Raw genomic sequence first — 20,244 nt, 5'->3', positions numbered from 1 at the left:
GGGACGGCGGGCGGCGGGCGGTGCCACTAGGTTGGGGCGATGAGGCGGTGGTGGGTGCCCGGGTTCGGGGCGGTGGTGGTGCTGTCGGGGTTCGGGCCGTGGTTCCAGGAGACCTCGAGTTACGAGGACGGAACCTCGTCCTACGACTACGTCACCGCCTGGCAGGCCTCGACCTCGTGGACCTGGGCCCTGCTCCTGGTGGCCGCGGTGACCGTGGCGTGGACCGGGTGGACCGTCGTGCGGGGCCGGGTGCCGGTGCCGCTGGCGGTTGAGGCGGTCGTGGCCGTCGCCGCCGCCGGGCTGCTCGCGGTCGGCCAGGTCACCGACATCCCGGTGTCCGCCGCGGAGGATCAGGGGCGGCCGGTCGGCGTGTTGGGCGCGATCACCTTCAGCAGTGACCCCGCGCCCGAGCGGACGTACTCGTTCGTCGTCCGCGACCACCTGGAAGCCGTCCACGGCCAGTACTACGACAAGGATCTCGGCTGGGCGGCCTGGCCGGGGATCGCCGGCATCGCGGTTCTCCTGCTGTCGATACTGGTCACGACCCTGCGCGACCGCCGCGAGGCGTGACCGGACCGAGATCGGGGCCCGCACGAGTGGCCCGCGCGAGTGGCCGGCGCGAAACGTCAGGCACGGCCGGCGGGAGCCCCGCGCACGGCCGGCGAACCACGTGGCGTGACCGGCGCCCGGGCGGAACGGGCTGAGGGCCCGGCCGTGGTGGCCGGGCCCTTCCGCGACGTGCGGGTCAGTACGAGTAGCCGGCCTTGGTGGGGGTCGCCGCCGCCTCCGCCTTCTTGGCCTTCGTCCCATCGGGCGCGATCGCGAACCACGTCCCGTTCTTGCCGTGTCCGACGGTCTGGCCGAGGGCCTTGTCGTCCTTGTAGTAGTACAGCGGCCAGCCCTTCAGGGTGAGCTGCCTGCCCTCGGGCCGGTCGATGAGAGCGACCAGGCCCTTGTCGACGCCCTGGATGTCGATGGCGTCGCCGGGGCCGGCGAGGACGGGCTGCCAGTTCTCGGCGCACGCGTCGAAGCAGGTGGTCTTGGCGGGGTTGTTGGTGTCCTTGTCGAACCGGTAGATCGTGCGGCCCTTGGCGTTGGTGACGAAGGCGCTGAAGCCGTCCACAGTGGCCACCCGCAGGGTCTGGGGGGCGCCGGCGGCGGGGGCGGAGGCGGCGGGGGCCGAGGTGGCCGGGGCGGCGGCGGGCTTCTCGTAGCCGTCGCAGGCGGTGAGGGCGAGGACGGTACCGGCCAGGACGGCGAGTGCGGCGAGCTTCTTCATCGGATCCTCCATTGTGTTGGTCTCTACCCGCACTACGGACGGACACCGGGGACGGTTCACCATATTCGGCAACAAAAAAGACGCCCGACGGATCGGGCGTCTCTTCCGTGCGAGGAGCTACAGGTTCAGTGACGCGAACGTCCTGCCGCTCGTGTTCACGATCTCCACCTTGGCGACGTCGCGCACGTCGAGGGCGGCGGTGCCCTCCAGGGTCGTACCCCCCGAAGCGCCCTTCTCGCCCACGATCCAGCCGCCCGCGATCTCCCGGGTGCCGTCGCGGCCGACGAGGACGATCCGGCAGTTCTCGCCCTGGGGGACGCCGGCGACGGCGACCACGACCTTGACCCAGTTCGCGACGGGTACGACGCTCGCGGTCAGCCGCACGTTCGACACCGCGTCCACTGTGGTGCCGCGCCGGGTGCCCGGGGGCTGGACGGCGGCGGTGGCCGTGGGCTGGACCGCCACAGGCGGCGCGCCGGGGGCGGTGGCCCGGCCGATCACGACGCCGCCGACCGCGACCCCGGCGAGGACGACGATGCCGGCCGCGAGGGCGTACAGGCGGCGGCTGCGGGCGCGGGTGCCCTGTTCGGCGCGCAACTGGCCGAGGGTGCGGTCGAGGACGGCGTCGTCGTCGGGCGGGCCGTACAGCAGAGCCTCCGGTGGTACCTCTCCGAGCACGTCCCTCACCTCCTCCAGCTCCCGGACCTCACGCCGGCACTCCTCGCAACCGGTCAGGTGTTCGTCGACGCCCGCGCGTTCCCCGTCGTCGAGCGCGCCGAGGACGTAGGCGCCCAGCAGGCTCCTGTCGTGGGTCATCCCCCGACTCCTTTCAGCGCGACCGGCGTGGTGTCCAGCCAGTCCCGCAGGGTGCGCAGCGCGTAGTGGGAGCGGGATTTCACGGTACCGGAGGGTATGCCCAGCACCTCCGCCGTCTCGGTGACCGTGCGGCCCTGGAAGTACAGCTCGACCAGCACGCTGCGGTGCTCGTCGGACAGGGTGCCCAGGGCTTCGAGGGCGACCATCGAGTCGACCACCCGCTGGGAGTGGTCGCGTTCGACGGGCACGGCGGCGGGCGTCTCGGCGACCTCGGTCGGGCGGGCGGCCTTCGCGCGGTACCGGTCCGTGACGAGGTTGCGGGTCACCGTGAACAGCCAGCTGCGCACCGAACCCTCCGCCTCGGAGAGCGACCCGGCGTGCCGCCACGCCCGGATCAGGGTCTCCTGGACGACGTCCTCGGCGGCGGCCCGGTCACCGAGGAGCCGGGTCGCGTACGCCAGCAACGCCCGGCCGTGTTCCTCGTACAGCGAACGGACCAGTGCCTCGTCGCTGGATGGCTGCCGTCTTCGCGGCCACATCGCACCCGCCCCTTCCTACTGCTCTCACCTGGGGTACGCACGCCGGGCCGAAACGGTTCAACAGTTTCTTCCCGCGTTCAGACAGGAGACCACGGTGGCGGTCAGCGGGTCGGGCATCACGGTCACCAGGTCGGCGTGGTCGGTGCGCGGATCGCCCTTGAGCTGGGGAAACGTGTCGATCGAGTACTCCGCGCCGCGCAGGTCGTAGCTGACCGTCAGCCGGAGCCGGGGCACCGCGAAGGTGCTCGGCGGGCACGCGCCGTTCGCGGCGGGGAACACGAGGTGGTCGCGGTGGTTGGGGCTGTCGGTGCGGCGGCCGTCCCAGCAGCTGGGGAAGTCGTACACCCGAATAGTTTCTTTCGCACAATTGGGGTACTTCGTGGTCAGCCGGTCCGTCCGGCCCTCGCACGTCCACGACGCCCGGACCAGGGGGCCTCCCTTCGCGTCGCCGGTGCTCGCCCGGGTGAACCGGGGCAGCGGCAGCACCGGGGACGTCGGGTTGCCGTGGTAGACGAGCCGCACCGACGTCGGGGACCGAATCGGGCCATGGTGCGGCTCGCCGGTCCGCAGCACCGGCCAGTAGTAGGTCGACAGGTCGCCGTTGCCGCAGGTGGTGGCCGCGCCGGCCAGGGAGGCGTCGGTCGAGGTCGCGTCCGTGGACAGGTTGCCGACGTAGTCGTGCACGTGGTGCGCCGCGCCGCGTTCCCCCGGGCTGGCGATCATGTTGTCGGCGTTGCGGTGCCCCTCGGCGTTGCGGCCGCAGTCCCAGGTGAACGTGCCGGTCGAGGCCCCGGGCAGGGTGGGCGGCGCGGGCGGGGCGGGTGGCACGTCGGCGAGATCCACCTGGTACGGACCGCCGCAGCCGGCGAGGACCAGCACCGCGACCAGGGCCAGTCTCCGCACGCCACGCACCGGGCTCCGCACGCCGTGGACGGGCAGGCTCACCATGCCGTGGCCCGGGCGACCATCGGCCACCACGCGCGGACGTGGTCGGCGCGCAACCAACGGATCAGTGGCCGGGAAGTCGGTGCGGGGCAGGGGCCGCAACTCAACGCTCACGCCCCGAGCTTAGGGCGCGGCCCGGTTCCGGGGCCACCTGGCTGGTGGCGGTCCGGCGGCTCAGGAGCTCAGGCTCTGGATCTCCGCGTAGCCGCGGACCGGCCCCGGGACCGGTTCGCCCGCCCGGACCGCCACCGCCGCGTCCAGCGCCGCGCCCAACGCCACCCGGAACAGCAGCGATCCGAGGCTCACCCGGGACACGCCCAGGTCACCGAGCTGCGCGACGGTCGGGCCGGTCGGGGAGAACAACACATTGAGGGGTACGTCCAGCCCCGCGACCACCGCCGCGATGTCGTCCGGCGCGGACAGGCCGGGAACGAACACCCCGTCGGCGCCGGCCTCCCGGTACGCGTCCAGCCGGGCCCGGGTCTCCGCGTCCCGGCCGCCCCCGCCCGCCCCCACCCCCAGCCAGTACGTGTCGGTGCGCGCGTTGACGAACAGGTCCGGCGCGGCGGCCTTCACGGCGGCGATCTTCGCGGCGTGCGTCCGGGTGGGCGCGAGTCCGCCGTCGGCGCGGCCGTCCTCCAGGTTGATCCCGACCGCCCCGGCGTCGAAGAGCGCGCGGGCCAGCTCGGCCACCTCCGCCGGGTCGTCGCTGAACCCGCCCTCGGCGTCCACGGAGAGCAGGTACGGTCCGCCGCCGAGCCCGCGCGCCAGCGCCAGGGTCTGCTCCCGGGTGGCGGCCGTGCCATCGGGCAGTCCGGCGGCGGCGGCCACCCCGAGGCTGGTGGTGGCGATGGCGGCGAACCCGAGCCCGGCCAGGGCGGCGGCCGAGGCGTGGTCCCAGGCGTTGGGCAGCAGCAGCGGGGTACCGGTGCGGTGCAGGTCGGCGAAACGCGTCATGACGGGGTCCTCTCGGAAGGTGTGCGCGTGCGCTCCAGGACCCCGGCAGCCAGGGCCAACGCGTGGGCGCGGGCGGGGCAGACCCGGGGAGCGTGGCCGAAGGTGAGGGGGTCTGGGCCCCGGCGGGCGGGGTCGAAGGTGCCGGGGTCGGTGAACAGGTCCGGGTCGCGGTTGGCCGCCGCGATGTCGAGGGTGACCGGGGTACCGGCCTGGATCGGGATACCGCCGACCTCCGTGTCAGCCGCCGCGACCCGGCGCATCACGGGGACGGGCGGGTCGTGCCGCAGGGTCTCGCGGAACAGGTCGTCGACCGCGGTGCCCGGGGCGGCGGCGCGGCGGGCGTTGGCGATCAGGCCAGCGGTGGCGTCGCACGCCTGGATGAGCAGGCCGATCCGGTTGGCAGCGATCTCCAGCGCGTCGGCGTCGGCCGTGCCTCCGGTCGGGGCCGGGTCACCGGGGAGGTCGCCTTCTCCGGCCGGGTGGTTCGCGTCCTGGCCGCCGGCGCCCCCGGGCCCACCCGCACCCCCGGTCCCGGTGGGCGTCCCCGACCCGGGCGGGGACATCCGGGGCAGGAGCCAGGCCACGGCCGCGTCCGCCGCCGGGTCCTCGCCGCCGAAGTAGGTGCCCGCCGCGACCACCACCGCCTCGGCGATCGCGTCCGGTTCGGCGAGGCCCAGGGCGGCGGCCAGGGTGCGCAGGACCGCGTGCCGGGGGTCGCCGGGGGCCGTGGCGGCGGCGGTGCGGAGCGCCGCCGGGTCCAGCGCGGACAGGTCGGACTCCACGAGTGCCCTGCGGCGGGCGTGCACGTCGCCGGAACTGAACCGGGCCACGGTCGCGCGGAGCCAGGCCATGGTGCCGGGGCGGCCGGGCCCGACGGGTACCGGGACGAGGCGCGGGTCGGCGAGGGCGGCGGTGACGTCGGCGTACCGGTGGAACGTGGTCATGTCCCCCACCGTAGGGCCGGAACGCTTCGGCGGCACCGGTACGTGCGGCTGGCCGGCCCCGAGGTCGCCGCCCTGATCGAGGACCTACGGCGGGCGCCACCGCCTTCCGCACCCACCTCGACATCGAACTCCCCTGAACCAAGACCCTGCTCCGGGTACCGGCACAGCGGCCCCCGCGCGGAGTACCCGGCACGCTTTCGAGCCCGTGACTTTCAGGTACATCTATGTTTCGTGAAATCCGGGCGACGGCCGGGGGTCGGCTCTCGTACAGTCCGGCTGTGACGACTCTCCTCCGTACCGTGGTGGCCCGGGCCGACGCCGCCGACCTCCTCGACGCGCTCGCCGAGTGGACCCCGGCCGGGACCCTCGCCCACGGGCTGCACCTGGGCGACGTGGGCTGGTTCCTCCGGTTCGACGCGGAGGAGTGCGCCGGGCGGCTGCTGCTGTGGACGGCGGTCACCGACGGGGTGCGGGCGCCGGTGGCGGCCGGTTTCCTCGACGGCCCGGTGCTGCGGCTCGCCCTGCGCCCGGACTCGGCCCCGGCCCGGCCGGCGGCCGCCGACTCCGAGCTGGTCGACGCGCTCGCCGACGACATCGGCCTGCTGCTCGGCGACGCCGAGGCCTGGTGCGACGCCGCCGACGGCACCGCCCTGCGCGCGGCCCTGGTCTCCCGGGGCTGGCTGGACGAACGCGACGCCCCGTGGCCGCTGCTCGTGCACCCGCTGTCCCCCGCCCCGCCCCGGCCGGACAACGCGCGACCGGTGACCGAGGCCGACGCCGACGACCGGGTGGCCGTGCAGCGGGCGGCATTCAAGGGTTCCACCTTCACCGTCGAGCGCTGGCGGCAGATGAAGGACTCCGTGGCCGGTCCGTTCGCCGTCGACGTGCTGGTCCGGACCCCGGACGGGGAGGCCGCGGCCGCCGCGACGGGCTGGTTCGCCGGCGCCGGCCGGTGCGCGATCCTCGAACCGGTCGGCGCGCACCCCGACCACCAGGGCAAGGGGTACGGCCGGGCGGCGGTCCACGCGGCCTGCGCGGCCCTCGCGGAGCGCGGCGCGTCGGCGGTGGCGGTGGCGACCCCGGGCGACAACCGCGCGGCCGTGGCGCTGTACCTGTCGGCGGGTTTCGTCCACCAACGCGACCTGCACGACCTGTACCGGCCCGCGCGCTGAGGGGTTTCTCACGCCCCCGCACGGCCACCCACCTGGAACGATGGTCCGGTGATCATCGAGGGCGTGTCGATTCCCGACTTCCCGGACGCCGAGCCCCCGCTCGTCGCCCGGCAGTGGCCGATGACCGTCCCGGCGGTGGCCCAGATCTTCCGTGAGGGCCTGGCGTTCGACCAGCCGGTCACGTTCCTGGTCGGGGAGAACGGGTCCGGCAAGTCGACGGTCCTGGAGGGCATCGCGGAGGCGTACGGGCTGGACGGGCGCACCGGGCACGCCGGCCGCAAGTACGCGCAGGACGACCTGCCCGGCGTCCTCGGCCAGCGGATGCGCCTCGCGCGCACCAAGGCGGGCAGCCGGATGCTCGGCCGGCGCGCGAAGGGCTTCTTCCTGCGCGCCGAGACCGCCTACGAACAGTTCGTGAAGATGGGGTACGCGACCCCCGAGGTCGTCTCGCACGGCGAGAGCGTGCTGCAGGTCCTCGACGGGCGGTTCACCGACGTGGGGCTCTACCTGCTGGACGAGCCGGAGGACGGGCTGTCGTTCAGTTCGTGCCTGCGGCTGCTGGCCCAGTTCTCGCTGCTGGTCGAGGAGGGGGCGCAGGTGATCTGCGCGACGCACTCGCCCCTGGTGGCGGCGTACCCCGGGGCGACCGTCCTGGAGGTGGGCAGGCACGGGATCCGGCCCCGGGCGTGGCGGGACCTGGAGCTGGTGGACCACTGGTCGCGGTTCATGGCGCGCCCGGACGCGTACCTGAAAGGCCTGGTCTAGCGGTCTTCGGCCCCGGCGGTTCGACGGCCCGGCCGGCCCGGCGCGCGGCACAGCCCGTTCACAGGTTTCCCACAGCGGGGGCACAGCGGGTGTGGGCACAATGCCCGTATGACCGCAGCCGACCCGCGCCGGCCCGACGGCGAACCGCCCCGGGTCCTGGTCGTCGACGACGAACCGACCCTCGCCGACCTGCTCACCCTGGCGCTGCGCTACGAGGGCTGGCAGGTCCGCTCGGCCCCCGACGGCGCGACGGCCGTCCGGCTGGCCCGGGAATTCCGCCCCGACGCGGTGGTCCTCGACATCATGCTGCCGGACCTCGACGGCCTGGAGGTGCTCCGCCGGCTCCGGAACGACAAACCAGATATTCCTGTACTTTTCCTGACAGCGCGCGACGCCGTCGAGGACCGGGTCGCGGGCCTGACCGCCGGGGGCGACGACTACGTGACCAAGCCGTTCAGCCTCGAGGAGGTCGTGGCCCGGGTCCGGGCCCTGCTCCGCCGGGCGCTCCTGCACACGGCGCGCTCCGAGGCCCTGCTCACCGTCGGCGACCTGACCCTGGACGAGGACTGCCGGGAGGTCCGCCGGGCGGGCGAGGAGATCGTGCTGACCGCGACCGAGTTCGAGCTGCTCCGGTATCTGATGCGCAACCCGCGCCGGGTGCTGTCGAAGTCCCAGATCCTCGACCGGGTGTGGAACTACGACTTCGGCGGCCAGGCCAACGTGGTCGAGCTGTACATCTCGTACCTGCGGAAGAAGGTCGACGCCGGGCGGCCGCCGATGATCCACACGATGCGCGGGGCGGGGTATGTCCTCAAGCCGGCCGACTAGGACCTGGCGGCGGCGGGTCCGTGCGCCGCTGGCCCCGCCCGGGTCCGCGCCGCCGCCGGCCCCGCCCCGGGCCTGGTCGTTACGGGCCCGGCTGCTCGCCGGCCTGATGGTGCTGCTCGCCGTCGCCTGCCTCGTCGTCGGGGCGACCACCACGCTCGCCCTGCGCCGGTTCCTCGTCGCCCAGGTCGACCAGCAGCTCGCCGCCGCCGGACACCGCTCCGCCTCCCAGGCCGGCCGGCCCCCGCCGCAGGACCCGTCCCGGCCGGCGCCCGCCGGGCTGGAGTTCCTCCTCGGCCCCGGGCAGCAGATCGGCACCGTCGGCGCCCGGGTGGTCGACGGCCAGGTCACGGTCGCCGGCGTGCTAGAGGCCGACGGGACGGTCCGGGCCATCCCCGCCGACCAGCGGGCCCCCTTCGCGGGCGTCGCCGCCGACGACCGGCCGCACGACGGCGACCTGCGCGAACTCGGCGGCTACCGGCTGATCGCCGAGCCCGTCCGCACCGGCGGGACCGTGGTCACCGGGCTGCCGCTGTCCGCCGTCGACGCGACCGTGTGGTGGCTCGTCGCGTTCGAGAGCGCCGTGGCCGTGGCGGTGCTGGTGGCCGCCGCGCTCGCCGGTACCGGCATCATCCGGCTCGCCCTGCGCCCCCTCCGCCGGGTCGCCGCCACCGCCGGCCGGGTCGCCGAGCTGCCCCTCGACCGGGGCGAGGTCGCCCTGTCCGAACGGGTGCCGGACGCCGACACCGACCCGCGGACCGAGGTCGGCCAGGTCGGCGCCGCCCTGAACCGGATGCTCGACCACGTCGGCACCGCCCTGGCCGCCCGGCATGCCAGCGAGACCCGGGTCCGGCACTTCGTCGCCGACGCCAGCCACGAACTGCGCACCCCCCTCGCCGCCATCCGCGGGTACGCCGAACTGACCCGCCGGGGCCGCGACCAGGTCCCCGAGGACATCGCGTACGCGCTGAGCCGGGTCGAGTCCGAGAGCGCCCGGATGACCACCCTCGTCGACGACCTGCTCCTGCTGGCCCGCCTCGACGCCGGCCGCGACCTCGCCACCGGGCAGGTCGACCTGTCCCGGCTCGTGGTCGACGCCGTCAACGACGCGCGGATCGCCGCCCCCGCGCACGTGTGGGCCCTGGACCTGCCGCCGGAGTCCATCGTGGTCACCGGGGACGGCGCGCGCCTGCACCAGGTCCTCGCGAACCTGCTGTCCAACGCGCGCACCCACACCCCGCCGGGCACCCGGGTGACCACGACCCTCGCCCTGGACCGGGCATCGACACCTCCCGCCACGGTCGACTGGATCACGCTCACCGTCGTCGACGACGGGCCCGGCATCCCCGAGGGGCTGGAGGTGTTCGAGCGGTTCGCGCGCGGCGACAGTTCCCGGTCCCGGGCGGCCGGCAGCACCGGACTGGGGCTGGCCATCGTGGCCGCCGTCGTCGCCGCGCACCAGGGCACGGTCGAGGTGACCAGCGCCCCGGGCCGGACCGCGTTCACCGTCCGGCTCCCTTCACAGCCGGCGCACAGTCCGGCCACAAGCCCGGCATAGCCGCCCCCGCCAGGGTGGCGGGATGAGACTCCTCCGCACCCGGTGGCCGCTGGTCGTCCTGCTGCTCGGCACCGCCGCGCTGTACCTGTGGGGCCTCGGCGCCTCCGGCTGGGCCAACTCGTTCTACTCCGCCGCCGCCCAGGCCGGCTCCCAGTCCTGGAAGGCGTGGTTCTTCGGCTCGCTGGACGCGGCCAACGCGATCACCGTGGACAAGCCGCCGGCCTCGCTGTGGCTGATGGGGCTGTCGGTGCGCCTGTTCGGGCTCAGCGCGTGGAGCATCCTGGTCCCCCAGGCCCTGGTCGGCGTCGGCACGGTCGCCGCCCTGTACGCCACTGTCCGCAGGGTGTCGGGCGAGGTGGCCGGGCTCGTCGCCGGGGCCGTGCTGGCGCTCACCCCGGTCGCGGCGCTGATGTTCCGCTTCAACAACCCCGACGCGCTCCTGGTACTCCTCATGGTCCTCGCCGCCTACGCGACCGTCCGCGCCGTCGAACGCGGCTCCACCTGGTGGCTCGTGGCGGCCGGCGCGTTCGTCGGCTTCGGCTTCCTCACCAAGATGCTCCAGGCTCTCCTGGTACTGCCCGCCCTCGCCCTCGCCCACCTCCTCGCCGCCCCGGGCCGGGTCCGGCGGCGACTCGGCCAGCTGCTGCTCGCCGGGGCGGCCGTCGTGGTGTCCGCCGGCTGGTGGGTGCTCGCGGTGGAACTGTGGCCGGCGTCGTCGCGCCCGTACATCGGCGGGTCGCAGAACAACAGCGTCCTGGAGCTCACCCTCGGCTACAACGGGCTCGGGCGGCTCACCGGGGAGGAGACCGGGAGCGTGGGCGGCGGGGCGGGGCGCGGCTGGGGCGGTACCGGCTGGGACCGGATGTTCGGCACCGACATCGGCGGCCAGATCGCGTGGCTGCTCCCGTTGGCCCTGCTGTTCCTCGTGGTCGGGCTCGCGGTGACCTGGCGGGACCGCCCGGCGCGCGCCGGCTTCGTCGTCTGGGGCGGCTGGCTGCTGGTGACCGGCGCCGTGTTCAGCGCCATGCAGGGCATCTTCCACCAGTACTACACGGTGGCTCTCGCGCCGGCCGTCGGCGCGCTGGTCGGGATGGGCGCGGCGGTGCTCTGGGCGCGCAGGTCCTCGTGGTGGGCGCTGGCGGTGGCCGCCGTGGGCGTGGCGGGCACGGCCTGGTGGGCGTCCGTCCTGCTGGGCCGCAGCGCCACGTTCCTGCCCTGGCTCCGGCCGGCCGTCCTGGCCCTGGGCGTCGTCTCCGCCCTGGCCCTGGCCGCCTCCGCCGCCCTGACCGCCGGCCCGCTCCGCCCCCGCACCGCACCGGCCCCCGACCCAGACAGCGACATCCGCGTCCTGCCCATCCCGGACACCGGGACCGTCCCACCACCACAAGCACCAGACGGGTATGTCGTCCGCGACGGCGCGACCCTTCAGGATCGGAATGATTCGATGGCTGAACGACTCGCGCGGGGCCGGGGCGCGCGGATCGGGGCCCGGCTCGTGCTGCCCGCGGCTGTCGCGGGGCTGGTCGCGGTCCTCGCCGGGCCGGCCGCGTACGCGCTCGACACCGTCGCGACCCCGCACACCGGCGCGATCGTGACGGCCGGGCCGGCGGTGGCCGGGGGCCGGGGCGGACCGGGTGGTCTTCCCGGCGGTGGTCCGGGCGGAACCGGTGGGCCGGGCACGCGCGACACCGGCGACGGTCCCGGCGGCCCGGGCCTACCGGGCGGCGTCCCCGGAGACGGCACGGGAGGCACGGGTCAGCCTGGCTCGGGTCGGCGCGGCACCGGGCAACCCGGGGGCACCGGGGGCGCCGGCCCGAGTGACGGCGTTCCCGGTGGAGCGGGCGCGGCCGGACCCGACGGGCGGGGCGGCACGGGCGGCCTGCTCGGCGCGCGCGAGCCGGGCGCTGCCCTGGTGAGGCTCCTCGAAGCGGACGCGGACCGGTACACCTGGACGGCCGCCGCCGTGGGGGCCAACAACGCCGCGTCGTACCAGCTGGCGACGCGGCGGCCCGTGATGGCGGTCGGCGGCTTCAACGGCAGCGACCCGGCCCCGACCCTGGCGCGGTTCCAGGCGTACGTCGCCGCCGGCCGGATCCACTACTTCCTCGGCGCGGGCGCGGGCGGCGGCATGGGCGGTTCGATGGGCGGCAGCAGCGCGTCCCGGGAGATCGCGGCCTGGGTCGCGGCGACGTTCACCCCGACCACAGTGGACGGCACCCAGGTGTACGACCTGACCGCCGTCCACTGACGACGCCCCACCCTCCAGGGGAGGTGCCAGCGCCCGCCCGGGCCCCGGCACCTCCCCTCCGCGCGCCCGGAGCACGACCAGCGGCCCAGGGAGTACCCGGAGAAGGGGTTTCACAGGTCCCGCACAGGGTCGGCACAATCCCGGCACAGTCGCGGACGGGACCGTCGACGGATGACGATGCTCACCGCTGCCGCCGTTCTCGACGTCGTGATCCCGGTGTACAACGAGGAGGACGACCTCGGCCCGTGCGTCCGCCGCCTGCACGCCTTCCTGGCGGCCACGTTCCCCTACCCGTGCCGGATCACGGTCGCCGACAACGCGAGCACCGACCGCACCCCGGACGTGGCCGCCGCCCTCCGCGCCGAGCTGGGCGTCCACTACGTCCGGATCGAGGCCAAGGGGCGGGGCCGGGCGCTCAAGCAGGTCTGGCTCGCGGCCGAGGCCCCGGTGCTCGTCTACATGGACGTCGACCTGTCCACCGACCTGGCCGCCCTGCCGCCGCTGGTCGCGCCGCTGCTGTCGGGGCACTCGGACCTGGCGGTCGGCAGCCGGCTGTCCCGGGGCGCGCGGGTGGTCCGGGGGCCGAAGCGGGAGTTCCTGTCGCGGGCGTACAACCTGCTGTTGCGCGGGACCCTCGCGGCCGGGTTCTCCGACGCGCAGTGCGGGTTCAAGGCCATCCGGCGCGACGCGGCCCGGGAGCTGCTGCCGCTGGTCGAGGACACCGGCTGGTTCTTCGACACGGAACTGCTGGTGCTGGCGGAACGCTCCGACCTGCGGATCCACGAGGTACCGGTCGACTGGGTCGACGATCCCGACAGCCGGGTGGACGTCGTGGCCACCGCGCGGGCCGACCTGGCGGGCATCGTGCGGATGGTCCGGCACCGGGGCGCGCTGCCGCTCGGGGAGCTGCGGGCCCGGCTGGGCAGGGCGCCGCTCGGGCCCGCGTTGCCGGTGGGGCTGACCCGGCAGCTGGTCCGGTTCGCGGCCGTCGGCGTGGCCAGCACGTGCGCGTACCTGGCGCTGTACGCGCTGCTGCGGGTCGGGCTCGGCGCGCAGGCCGCGAACCTGGTGGCCCTGGGCGTGACCGCCGTGGCGAACACGGCCGCGAACCGGCGGCTGACGTTCGGGATCTCGGGGCTGCGGAACGCGGCGCGGCACCAGGCGCAGGGGTTCGCGGTGTTCCTGGTGTGCCTGGCGCTGACCGGCGGCGCGCTGGCCGGGCTGCACGCCGCCACCGGGACGCCGCCGCGGGCGGTCGAGCTGGGTGTCCTGGTCGCCGCGAACCTCACGGCCACGGTCGTGCGGTTCGTGCTGCTGCGCGGGTGGGTGTTCCGCGCGGCGGGACCGCCCGGGCCGGGCGGCCCGGCGGGACCGGTGGAGCCTGGCGTCGCCGCGGCACCCGCCGGGCAGGGCACGGTGGTGGCGCCGGCCGGGCCGGGCGTCGCGGCGGCACCGGCCCGCCCGCGGTGACTGTTTTCCGACCGGGACTCCGATTCGCGGCCGGCCCGTCCGGCCCGTCGTCCGTGACCGATCGCACACGGCCCCGCGATCTTCTTCGCCCTGCGGCGGGGCCGGTCCTATTCTGACCGGATGATCGGAGAACGCGACCTGTCCCGCCTGCTCAGCGAGCTGGAGCCGGAGCTGCACCCGGGCCGCTACGTGTTCGTCAGCGTGCCCGGCAAGGCGCCCGCCGACGTGCACCCGGTCGTCACGGTCACCGAGGACGACGGCACGACCCTCGTGCTGACCCGGGCGGAGGCCGACACCCACCACCTGGAGTACGACCTCGTCACCGCGTGGATCACGCTCACCGTGCACTCGGCGCTGGACGCGATCGGGCTGACCGCCGCCGTCGCCACGGCCCTGGCCGCCGAGAGCATCCCGTGCAACGTGGTCGCCGGCTACTACCACGACCACCTGTTCGTGCCCTACGACCAGGCACAACGTTCCATGGACACGCTGCGGGCGCTGGCGGCCGGCACCCTGTAGAGCCGCCGCCCACGCGCCGGTCAGCCGGCCGTGATCCCCACGCCCCGGATGTGTTCGAAGATCAGGCTCGTCTCGGCGTGCGCGATCGACGACCGGGTCACCAGGTGGTCGAGCACGAAGTCGCGCAGCGCGTCGGCGTCCGGCACCGCGACGTGCAGCAGGTAGTCGGTCTGCCCGGTCACGTGGTAGACCGCGAGCACGCCCGGCAGCTCCGTGGCCAGCGCCCGGAACCGGTCCACCTGGTCGCGGCCGTGCCCGGCGAGCCGGACGGACACGAGGGCCTGGAGCGCGTAGCCCAGGGCGGCCAGGTCGACCTCGGCGTGGAAGCCCCGGATCACCCCCGAGTCGCGGAGCGCGCGCAGCCGGGTCAGGCAGGTGGACTGGGCGATCCCGCACGCCTCGGCGAGGGCGGCGTTGGACATCCTGCCGTCCTGGGCGAGCAGGGTGACGATCTTCCGGTCGGTGTCGTCGAGGCGAAGATCCTTCGGCATGGCCCCATCATGCACCCCCGATTCCGCAGATCACAAGCGAAGACACGCAACCCTCAGAATTAAGTACCAACGGATTGCGCTTCTTCCTTGGATTCTTCATTCTTCGGGGTATGACCAGCCTCGACACCCTGGCCGTGCACGGCGGCCGCGCGGACCTCGCCGCCCTCGGCGTGCACGTGCCGCCGATCGACCTGAGCACCACGTACCCGCTGCCGGACGTCGAACTCGGCGGCGACTCGTACGAGGCCCTCGCGACCGGCGGCCGGCCCGTCGACGGCGGCAGCCTGGTCTACCAGCGGCTGTGGAACCCGACCGTCGCCCGGTTCGAGGACGCCCTCGCCGGCATGGAGGGCACCGCCGAGGCGGTCGCGTTCGGCTCCGGGATGGCCGGGCTCACCGCGTGCCTGCTGGCCACCGCCGCCGAGGGGAAGCGCAACATCGTCGCCGTCCGCCCCCTGTACGGCGGCACCGACCACGTCCTCGCCCTCGGCATGCTCGGCACCACGGTGACCTGGGCGCTCCCGCACGAGGTGGCCGGCGCGATCGGCCCCGACACCGGCCTGGTGATCCTGGAGACCCCCGGGAACCCGACCCTCGACCTGATCGACATCGCCCGGGTCGTCGAGGCCGCCGGGGACGTCCCGGTGCTGGTCGACAACACGTTCGCGACCCCGATGCTCCAGCGGCCCGTCCTGCACGGGGCGACGCTGGTGCTGCACTCGGCGACCAAGTACCTCGGCGGGCACGGCGACGTGATCGGCGGCGTGGTGGCCTGCTCCGCCGAGTGGGCGGCCCGGCTGCGGTCGGTGCGCGCGCTGACCGGCGGGCTGCTGCACCCCCTCGCCGGGTACCTCCTGCACCGGGGGCTCCAGACGCTGCCGATCCGGGTCCGCGCCCAGCAGGACGCCGCGATCAAGCTCGCCGACGCGCTGACGGCGCACCGCGCGGTCTCCGAGGTGTACTACCCGGGCCTCCGCGACCCGCAGGCCCTCGTCGGCCGCCAGATGTCCGGCCCGGGCGGGGTTCTCGCGTTCTCCGTCCAGGGCGGCTACGACGCCGCCGTCCGGGTCGCCTCCGCCTGCTCGATGATCACGCACGCCGTGTCCCTGGGCGGGGTGGACACCCTGATCCAGCACCCGGCGGCGCTCACCCACCGGCCGGTGGCCGCCGACGCCCGGCCGCATCCGTCGCTGCTGCGGGTGTCCGTGGGGCTGGAGGACCCGGCCGACGTCATCGCCGACCTGGCCACGGCCCTCGACACGGTCCTGTAACCCCGCAGGCTCGCTCCGCCCCCGACGTCCGGGGCTTCGACCACTCCCGTGCCGGGCCCGCCGCCCGCCGGCCCGGCACGGGAGAACACCTCCGGCACCCTGGCCGGTCAGGTGCCGGGCGCGTCCATCCGGGTGGTCCAGCGCGACCGCCAGTCCGGGGCCGGGAACGGGGCCGCGTAGTAGCGGGTCTCGCGGACGATCCGGCCGTCGCGGAACTCCACGATGTTCGACACGTGGTAGATGTCGCCGCCGTAGTCGCTGACCGCCTCCATGACGAAGAGGTCCCCGTCGCCGACGATCCGGCGGACCCGGATGCTCGGCGGGGCCGGGTACGCCTCCTGCATCTCCCGCATCGCGTCCCGGCCCACGATCCGCTCGCCGGACTGCGGCATGTCCATCACGTAGTCCTCGGCGCGGACCGCGTACTCGTCCTCGGCGGACAGGGCCATGATCCCGTCGCCGCCGAACAGCCGTTCCAGGATCCGCCGGTTCTCCCGCTCACCCACGACAACCTCCCCGATCCGGGTACGCGACGCCGGCTCCATTCTCCCAGCCGGGCCGCCCCGGGGTCCCGGATCCGCCCCAGCCCGCGGACGCGGGGCAGCTTCCGGTCAGAGTTCCTTCGTGAAGTAGACGAGGGTCCAGTGCGGGAACGTCGAACGGCCGGCCTCGGTGTAGCCCAGGCCCCGGTAGAACGCGACGACCTCGGGCTGGTTGGTCGTCGTGTCGAGGAACATCCCCCGGAAGCCCAGTTCGGCGGCGCGGTCCTCCAGCGCGGCCAGCAGCGCCCGGCCGACCCCGCGGCGGCGGACGGCCGGGTGGACGCGGACCCGCAGTACCTCCGCGTGGGTGTCGCTCCTGGGTTTGAGGCCGCCCATCCCGACGAGGTGGCCGTCGGTCTCGACCACGAGGAACTCCAGGAAGGAGCCGGCGATGTCGCCGAGGTCGGGGAACGCGGCCGGCGGGGCGCTCTCGGGCGGCAGCGCCAGGGGGACGGAGTCGTCGGCCGTCGCCCCGAGATTGTGCACGTTGTTCAACGCCCAGACGGTCGGCGCGTCGGCCGGGCGGAACCTGCGGACGGTGATCACGTCCCACTGTGGCCCGACCGTCCCCGGTCGCACAACCGTTTCCCGGCGGAATCCGGGGCTACGGACGTGGCCCGAACAGGCACGGTGCCGGATTGGAACACTTTCCTACCAGTCCAGGCACGCCCCGGCCACGGCGCACCGGACCCGCACGCCGGTCACGGCCGTCGCCGCGCGGCTGAACGCCCACGGGTCGGCGCCGGCACGGGCCTGGGGCGCACGACCCCCGCCGCCCTCGTCCGGCACGGGCCCGATGCCGCGTGCGCCCCCGCGCGCCCGCCCGGCCCGGGCCTGAGGGCGGGCCGGGCCACAGAAACGGGTCACGTGGCCGTTCACACTCTCCCGCCGACGGGGATCATTAGGGTAGCCTCACCTTAAGGAGGTGGCCGTGACCGTCGTGATGGGTGCGCCCCGGCTCGACGTGGCCGACGCGCTCACCCGCGCCTGGGCCCTCAGCGGCTTCTACCGGACCCTGCCGCCCGACGCCCCCGACCTGGTCCCGCTCGGCACGCTGCTCACCCCGGAGTCCCTGGCCGAGCTGCTCGACCGGGCCCGGACCGCGTGCGGCGGCTGCCGGACCCGCCCCGCGCGCACCGCCGCCGCCATCATGCTGGCCAGCGAGTTCTTCTCGATCCTGGCCGCCGGGTACGCGGGCCTGCTCTTCGCCGACCGGCGCGGCCTGCTCCTGGCCCCCGACAGCGTGGCGCTCCGGTCCGACGGCGAGGGCTTCGACGCTCTGACGGGTACCGGCACCCTGCTCGTCCTGCCCGGCGATCCGGCGTTCGGGCACCCGGGCACCGAGGCGGTCGGCACGCTCCCGGAGCTGCACGCGCGACTCGGGGCGTCCTACGCGGACCTGCTCACGCCCGTCGTCGAGGGGATCTCGGCCCTGACCCGGCGCAGCCGCAGGGCACTGTGGATGGAGGCCGCCGACCGGTTCGCGGGGGCGGCGCTCGTGGCGTCCCGGGCGGAGGCGGCCCGGCGGGCCCGCGGCACGGCGCCGGGAGCACCGGGCGCCCCGGACCTCGGCCCCGACCCTGCCGACCTGCGCTCCGAGGTCGACGCCGTCCTCGCCGTCGCCCCGCCCGTCCTGCGCCTCTCCGTGAGCTGGATCGACGTGACCGCCGGGTGCGGCCGGGTCACCTGGAAGCGGCGCGGCACCTGCTGCCTGACGTACCAGACGCCCCGGTGGACCGGCGAGTACTGCACCACCTGCCCCCTCATCCCCGAGGAGGAGACGGTGCGGCGGGTGGCGGAGTACCTCGACGGGCTGGACGGCTAGCGCCCCGTCACGGCACAGCGGGCCGGCGCCGACGGACGGGCGCGGAGACCCGGTGCCGACGGACGGGCCGCGTGCCGGCCGGTGGGCCCGTGTCGCGGGGCAGCCGGATCCGCCACGCCGCCGTAGTGTGTGACCCCTGTGGACAGGGGGCTGCGATGCGGATCCGTGTGCTGGTCCTGGCGGTGCTGCTCGCGGGCTGCGCCGGCCCGCCCACGCCCCGGCCCACCCCGGTCGCGGTCGCACCCGTTCTCGGGACGCTGTTCTACTTCGACCAGGCCGCGACCCGCGCCGACCGGCCCGCGGTGCTGTGGTCGGTGCGCGGGGACGTCCCGCGTCAGCTCCTGACCGTCGACCGGCCGTCGGCGGCCGGCATGCACGCAGGCTGGTCGCTCACCGTGTCGCCGGACGGGACCCGCGCGGCCTGGGTCGAGGAGGACCGGCTGCTGCTGGCTGACCTGGAGAGCGGGACCCGGACCACGGTGCGCGGTGGCGTGTTCCCGATCTGCTCGCAGCCCGCCTGGTCGCCGGACTCGACCCGGCTGCTGATCACGTTGCGGCAGCTCGATCCGGCGACGGGCGGGTCGACGGGGGTGGCGGACAAGCTCGCGGTCCTCACCCTCGGCGACGGCACCGTGGTCCCGCGGACGTTCCGGGGCGGCTGCCAGTACCACTGGTCCGGTGACGGCCGGACCCTGGCCCGCGTCGGACCCGAACTCGACGGCATGTCGTTGGTGGACCTGGATACCCAGCTGTCGCGGCCGGTGCCGCAGGTCCAGGTGCACCCGCCGGGGTCCGAGCCCCGGGCGACCGTCCACAAGGTCTCCGACGTCCAGGGCGTCTCCCGGGACGCCGGCCGGGTCGCGGTCACCGTCGACGACCCGCGGGCCGGCCGCGGGGACCTGCGGGACCTGTGGAGCAACGCGGTCCTCGACACCCGGACCGGTGGCGTGGTCGCGTTGCCCGTGCCCGGCCGGCTGCTGAACGCGTTCTTCCAGCCCGACGGGGGCATGCTGCTGCGGATCGCCGGCCCGGCGCACAACGAACTGGTCCTCGTGTCGGCCACCGACACCGTGCTGGCCCGGTTCCCGGAACGGGCCGAGGTCCGGGAACTGCCGCTCCTCTGGTACCGGCCGGGGCCGTGACCCGACCGGCACACCGGGACTCCGGCCGGCACCGTGACCGAACCCCCGGTCCATCTCCGTGCCCCGTGCCGGCCGGTGACCCCTGATCAGGCCAGTGCCCGCACCGCCTCCGCCATCGTCCGCGGCGCCCGCCCGAGCAGCTTCTCCAGATCCCCGGTCACCTCCGCGAACCCGCCGCCGGCGATCGTCGCGTGGATGTCCAGCAGCACGCCCACCAGCCCCTCGGGGACCTCCTCGGCGCGCAACAGCCGGGCGTACTCCTCCGGCGCGACCGCCTCGTGCGCGAACTCCCGGCCGGTGACCGCGGCCAGTTCGGCGGCCAGCTCGGCCTGGGTCCAGGCGGTGGGGCCGGTGAGGTCGTACCCGTCGCGGTCGTGGTTCTCGTCGGTGAGCACGACGGCCGCCGCCTCGGCGAGGTCGTCGCGGAGCGCGCTGGCGACCCGGCCGTCCCCGGTGGCGGTGACGAGGCCGGGCTCGTCGAGGACCCCGTTGAGGAAGTTGTCCGTGTAGAGCGGGTGCCGCAGGAACGTGTGCCGCAGCCCCGACGCGATGATCATGGCCTCGGTCCTGCGGTGCACCTCCCCGATGCTCGCCGGGCTGGCGGTGCTCAGACTCGTATAGACCAGGCTGCCCACACCTGCGGCGACCGCCCCCGCCGTGGCGGCCTCGTGGTGGGCGAACCGCAGCGCGTGCGGGTTCGCGCCGGACGAGATCAGCAGCATCCGGTGCGCCCCGGCGAACGCGGCCGGCAGGGTGTCGGGCTCGTCGAAGTCGCCCCGGCGCACCGAGACCCCGAGGGCCGCCAGGTCGGCGGCGTCGGCGGGTTCGCGCACGCTGACGGCGAGTTCGGCGGCGGGGATCCGCGTGAGGAGGTGGGCGACGACCCGTCGGCCCAGTTGACCGTTAGCTCCGGTGACCAGCAACATGCGCCGAAGG

The 20,244-nt window shown here is 75.0% G+C and carries 22 protein-coding genes; 11 read left to right on the top strand and 11 right to left on the bottom strand.

The features are described from left to right. The first annotated feature begins 39 nt into the window (after positions 1–39). Positions 40–570 carry a hypothetical protein gene (locus tag PT931_RS27620; RefSeq protein ID WP_456248627.1) on the top strand — a complete coding sequence of 177 codons (531 nt, stop codon included), beginning with the start codon at positions 40–42 and terminating at the stop codon, positions 568–570. A gap of 175 nt (positions 571–745) precedes the next feature. Here the strand turns inward: PT931_RS27620 and PT931_RS27615 are convergent, their stop codons facing one another. The 6 genes from PT931_RS27615 to PT931_RS27590 all read right to left on the bottom strand — a co-directional run bounded on the left by PT931_RS27615 (position 746) and on the right by PT931_RS27590 (position 5,480). Then, positions 746–1,279 carry a COG4315 family predicted lipoprotein gene (locus PT931_RS27615; RefSeq protein WP_456248626.1) on the bottom strand — a complete coding sequence of 178 codons (534 nt, stop codon included), beginning with the start codon at positions 1,277–1,279 and terminating at the stop codon, positions 746–748. Positions 1,280–1,396: 117 nt separating this feature from the next. After that, on the bottom strand, positions 1,397–2,095 hold the full coding sequence (locus tag PT931_RS27610; protein ID WP_456248625.1) for an anti-sigma factor family protein: 699 nt from the start codon (positions 2,093–2,095) through the stop codon (positions 1,397–1,399). Then, positions 2,092–2,634: a sigma-70 family RNA polymerase sigma factor gene (locus PT931_RS27605; RefSeq protein WP_456248624.1), complete on the bottom strand. Its 543-nt coding sequence runs from the start codon at positions 2,632–2,634 to the stop codon at positions 2,092–2,094. The genes PT931_RS27610 and PT931_RS27605 overlap by 4 nt, the downstream gene beginning before the upstream one ends. 57 nt (positions 2,635–2,691) lie before the next feature. Further along, a complete protein-coding gene (locus PT931_RS27600) occupies positions 2,692–3,537 on the bottom strand; it encodes a DUF1996 domain-containing protein (protein ID WP_456248623.1) in 846 nt (281 codons plus the stop codon). Between the two features lie 216 nt (positions 3,538–3,753). After that, complete coding sequence (locus tag PT931_RS27595) at positions 3,754–4,536, bottom strand: isocitrate lyase/PEP mutase family protein (protein ID WP_456248622.1); 783 nt, start codon at positions 4,534–4,536, stop codon at positions 3,754–3,756. Next, the gene (locus PT931_RS27590) at positions 4,533–5,480 is read right to left on the bottom strand and encodes a cytochrome P450 (RefSeq protein WP_456248621.1); all 948 of its coding nucleotides are present in this window, start codon (positions 5,478–5,480) and stop codon (positions 4,533–4,535) included. Before PT931_RS27590 ends, PT931_RS27595 begins: the two co-directional genes overlap by 4 nt. Positions 5,481–5,758: 278 nt before the next feature. On the opposite strand from PT931_RS27590, the gene PT931_RS27585 reads away from it, so the two are divergent. From PT931_RS27585 to PT931_RS27555, 7 genes are all read left to right on the top strand, one after another. Further along, a complete protein-coding gene (locus PT931_RS27585; RefSeq protein ID WP_456248620.1) occupies positions 5,759–6,652 on the top strand; it encodes a GNAT family N-acetyltransferase in 894 nt (297 codons plus the stop codon). Between the two features lie 48 nt (positions 6,653–6,700). Next, positions 6,701–7,417, top strand: coding sequence for an AAA family ATPase (locus PT931_RS27580; RefSeq protein ID WP_456248619.1), 717 nt, complete (start codon positions 6,701–6,703; stop codon positions 7,415–7,417). Positions 7,418–7,525: 108 nt separating this feature from the next. Beyond that, positions 7,526–8,245, top strand: a complete 720-nt coding sequence (locus tag PT931_RS27575) for a response regulator transcription factor (protein WP_456248618.1) — start codon at positions 7,526–7,528, stop codon at positions 8,243–8,245. A gap of 106 nt (positions 8,246–8,351) precedes the next feature. Next, positions 8,352–9,800, top strand: a complete 1,449-nt coding sequence (locus tag PT931_RS27570; protein ID WP_456248642.1) for a sensor histidine kinase — start codon at positions 8,352–8,354, stop codon at positions 9,798–9,800. Between the two features lie 22 nt (positions 9,801–9,822). Continuing rightward, entirely contained in the window at positions 9,823–12,048 is a 2,226-nt protein-coding gene (locus PT931_RS27565) for an ArnT family glycosyltransferase (protein ID WP_456248617.1), read from the top strand. 171 nt (positions 12,049–12,219) lie between these two features. Further along, on the top strand, positions 12,220–13,518 hold the full coding sequence (locus PT931_RS27560) for a glycosyltransferase (protein WP_456248616.1): 1,299 nt from the start codon (positions 12,220–12,222) through the stop codon (positions 13,516–13,518). 120 nt (positions 13,519–13,638) lie between these two features. Next, on the top strand, positions 13,639–14,037 hold the full coding sequence (locus tag PT931_RS27555; protein WP_456248615.1) for an ACT domain-containing protein: 399 nt from the start codon (positions 13,639–13,641) through the stop codon (positions 14,035–14,037). 20 nt (positions 14,038–14,057) lie between these two features. Here PT931_RS27555 and PT931_RS27550 read toward each other — a convergent pair whose 3' ends face one another. Beyond that, positions 14,058–14,528 carry an Lrp/AsnC family transcriptional regulator gene (locus PT931_RS27550; RefSeq protein WP_456248614.1) on the bottom strand — a complete coding sequence of 157 codons (471 nt, stop codon included), beginning with the start codon at positions 14,526–14,528 and terminating at the stop codon, positions 14,058–14,060. Between the two features lie 110 nt (positions 14,529–14,638). Between PT931_RS27550 and PT931_RS27545 the strand changes: the two genes are divergently transcribed. Continuing rightward, entirely contained in the window at positions 14,639–15,799 is a 1,161-nt protein-coding gene (locus PT931_RS27545; RefSeq protein WP_456248613.1) for a trans-sulfuration enzyme family protein, read from the top strand. Between the two features lie 107 nt (positions 15,800–15,906). On the opposite strand, the gene PT931_RS27540 is transcribed toward PT931_RS27545, so the two are convergent. The 3 genes from PT931_RS27540 to PT931_RS27530 all read right to left on the bottom strand — a co-directional run bounded on the left by PT931_RS27540 (position 15,907) and on the right by PT931_RS27530 (position 17,208). Then, on the bottom strand, positions 15,907–16,305 hold the full coding sequence (locus PT931_RS27540) for a nuclear transport factor 2 family protein (RefSeq protein WP_456248612.1): 399 nt from the start codon (positions 16,303–16,305) through the stop codon (positions 15,907–15,909). Between the two features lie 105 nt (positions 16,306–16,410). Next, positions 16,411–16,920, bottom strand: coding sequence for a GNAT family N-acetyltransferase (locus PT931_RS27535; protein ID WP_456248611.1), 510 nt, complete (start codon positions 16,918–16,920; stop codon positions 16,411–16,413). Positions 16,921–16,992: 72 nt separating this feature from the next. Next, the gene (locus tag PT931_RS27530) at positions 16,993–17,208 is read right to left on the bottom strand and encodes a hypothetical protein (protein WP_456248610.1); all 216 of its coding nucleotides are present in this window, start codon (positions 17,206–17,208) and stop codon (positions 16,993–16,995) included. A 64-nt stretch (positions 17,209–17,272) separates the two neighbouring features. Here PT931_RS27530 and PT931_RS27525 point away from each other — a divergent pair, with 64 nt between their 5' ends. Together PT931_RS27525 and PT931_RS27520 are read left to right on the top strand one after the other, a co-directional pair. Further along, positions 17,273–18,166 (top strand): hypothetical protein, encoded by an 894-nt coding sequence (locus tag PT931_RS27525; RefSeq protein ID WP_456248609.1) that lies wholly within the window; start codon positions 17,273–17,275, stop codon positions 18,164–18,166. Between the two features lie 155 nt (positions 18,167–18,321). Continuing rightward, complete coding sequence (locus tag PT931_RS27520) at positions 18,322–19,308, top strand: hypothetical protein (RefSeq protein WP_456248608.1); 987 nt, start codon at positions 18,322–18,324, stop codon at positions 19,306–19,308. Between the two features lie 86 nt (positions 19,309–19,394). Here PT931_RS27520 and PT931_RS27515 read toward each other — a convergent pair whose 3' ends face one another. After that, positions 19,395–20,234, bottom strand: a complete 840-nt coding sequence (locus PT931_RS27515; RefSeq protein ID WP_456248607.1) for an NAD(P)H-binding protein — start codon at positions 20,232–20,234, stop codon at positions 19,395–19,397. Between the last annotated feature and the right edge of the window lie 10 nt (positions 20,235–20,244).

It is taken from the genome of Longispora urticae (genome assembly GCF_053902585.1).
This window is presented reverse-complemented; position numbering and strand designations above follow the sequence as displayed.

Coding starts and splice junctions, on each gene's coding strand:
- PT931_RS27620 (WP_456248627.1), top strand. CDS start 40: ATGAGGCGGTGGTGGGTGCCCGGGTTCGGGGCGGTGGTGGTGCTGTCG.
- PT931_RS27615 (WP_456248626.1), bottom strand. CDS start 1,279: ATGAAGAAGCTCGCCGCACTCGCCGTCCTGGCCGGTACCGTCCTCGCC.
- PT931_RS27610 (WP_456248625.1), bottom strand. CDS start 2,095: ATGACCCACGACAGGAGCCTGCTGGGCGCCTACGTCCTCGGCGCGCTC.
- PT931_RS27605 (WP_456248624.1), bottom strand. CDS start 2,634: ATGTGGCCGCGAAGACGGCAGCCATCCAGCGACGAGGCACTGGTCCGT.
- PT931_RS27595 (WP_456248622.1), bottom strand. CDS start 4,536: ATGACGCGTTTCGCCGACCTGCACCGCACCGGTACCCCGCTGCTGCTG.
- PT931_RS27590 (WP_456248621.1), bottom strand. CDS start 5,480: ATGACCACGTTCCACCGGTACGCCGACGTCACCGCCGCCCTCGCCGAC.
- PT931_RS27575 (WP_456248618.1), top strand. CDS start 7,526: ATGACCGCAGCCGACCCGCGCCGGCCCGACGGCGAACCGCCCCGGGTC.
- PT931_RS27570 (WP_456248642.1), top strand. CDS start 8,352: ATGGTGCTGCTCGCCGTCGCCTGCCTCGTCGTCGGGGCGACCACCACG.
- PT931_RS27565 (WP_456248617.1), top strand. CDS start 9,823: ATGAGACTCCTCCGCACCCGGTGGCCGCTGGTCGTCCTGCTGCTCGGC.
- PT931_RS27560 (WP_456248616.1), top strand. CDS start 12,220: ATGACGATGCTCACCGCTGCCGCCGTTCTCGACGTCGTGATCCCGGTG.
- PT931_RS27555 (WP_456248615.1), top strand. CDS start 13,639: ATGATCGGAGAACGCGACCTGTCCCGCCTGCTCAGCGAGCTGGAGCCG.
- PT931_RS27550 (WP_456248614.1), bottom strand. CDS start 14,528: ATGCCGAAGGATCTTCGCCTCGACGACACCGACCGGAAGATCGTCACC.
- PT931_RS27545 (WP_456248613.1), top strand. CDS start 14,639: ATGACCAGCCTCGACACCCTGGCCGTGCACGGCGGCCGCGCGGACCTC.
- PT931_RS27520 (WP_456248608.1), top strand. CDS start 18,322: ATGCGGATCCGTGTGCTGGTCCTGGCGGTGCTGCTCGCGGGCTGCGCC.
- PT931_RS27515 (WP_456248607.1), bottom strand. CDS start 20,234: ATGTTGCTGGTCACCGGAGCTAACGGTCAACTGGGCCGACGGGTCGTC.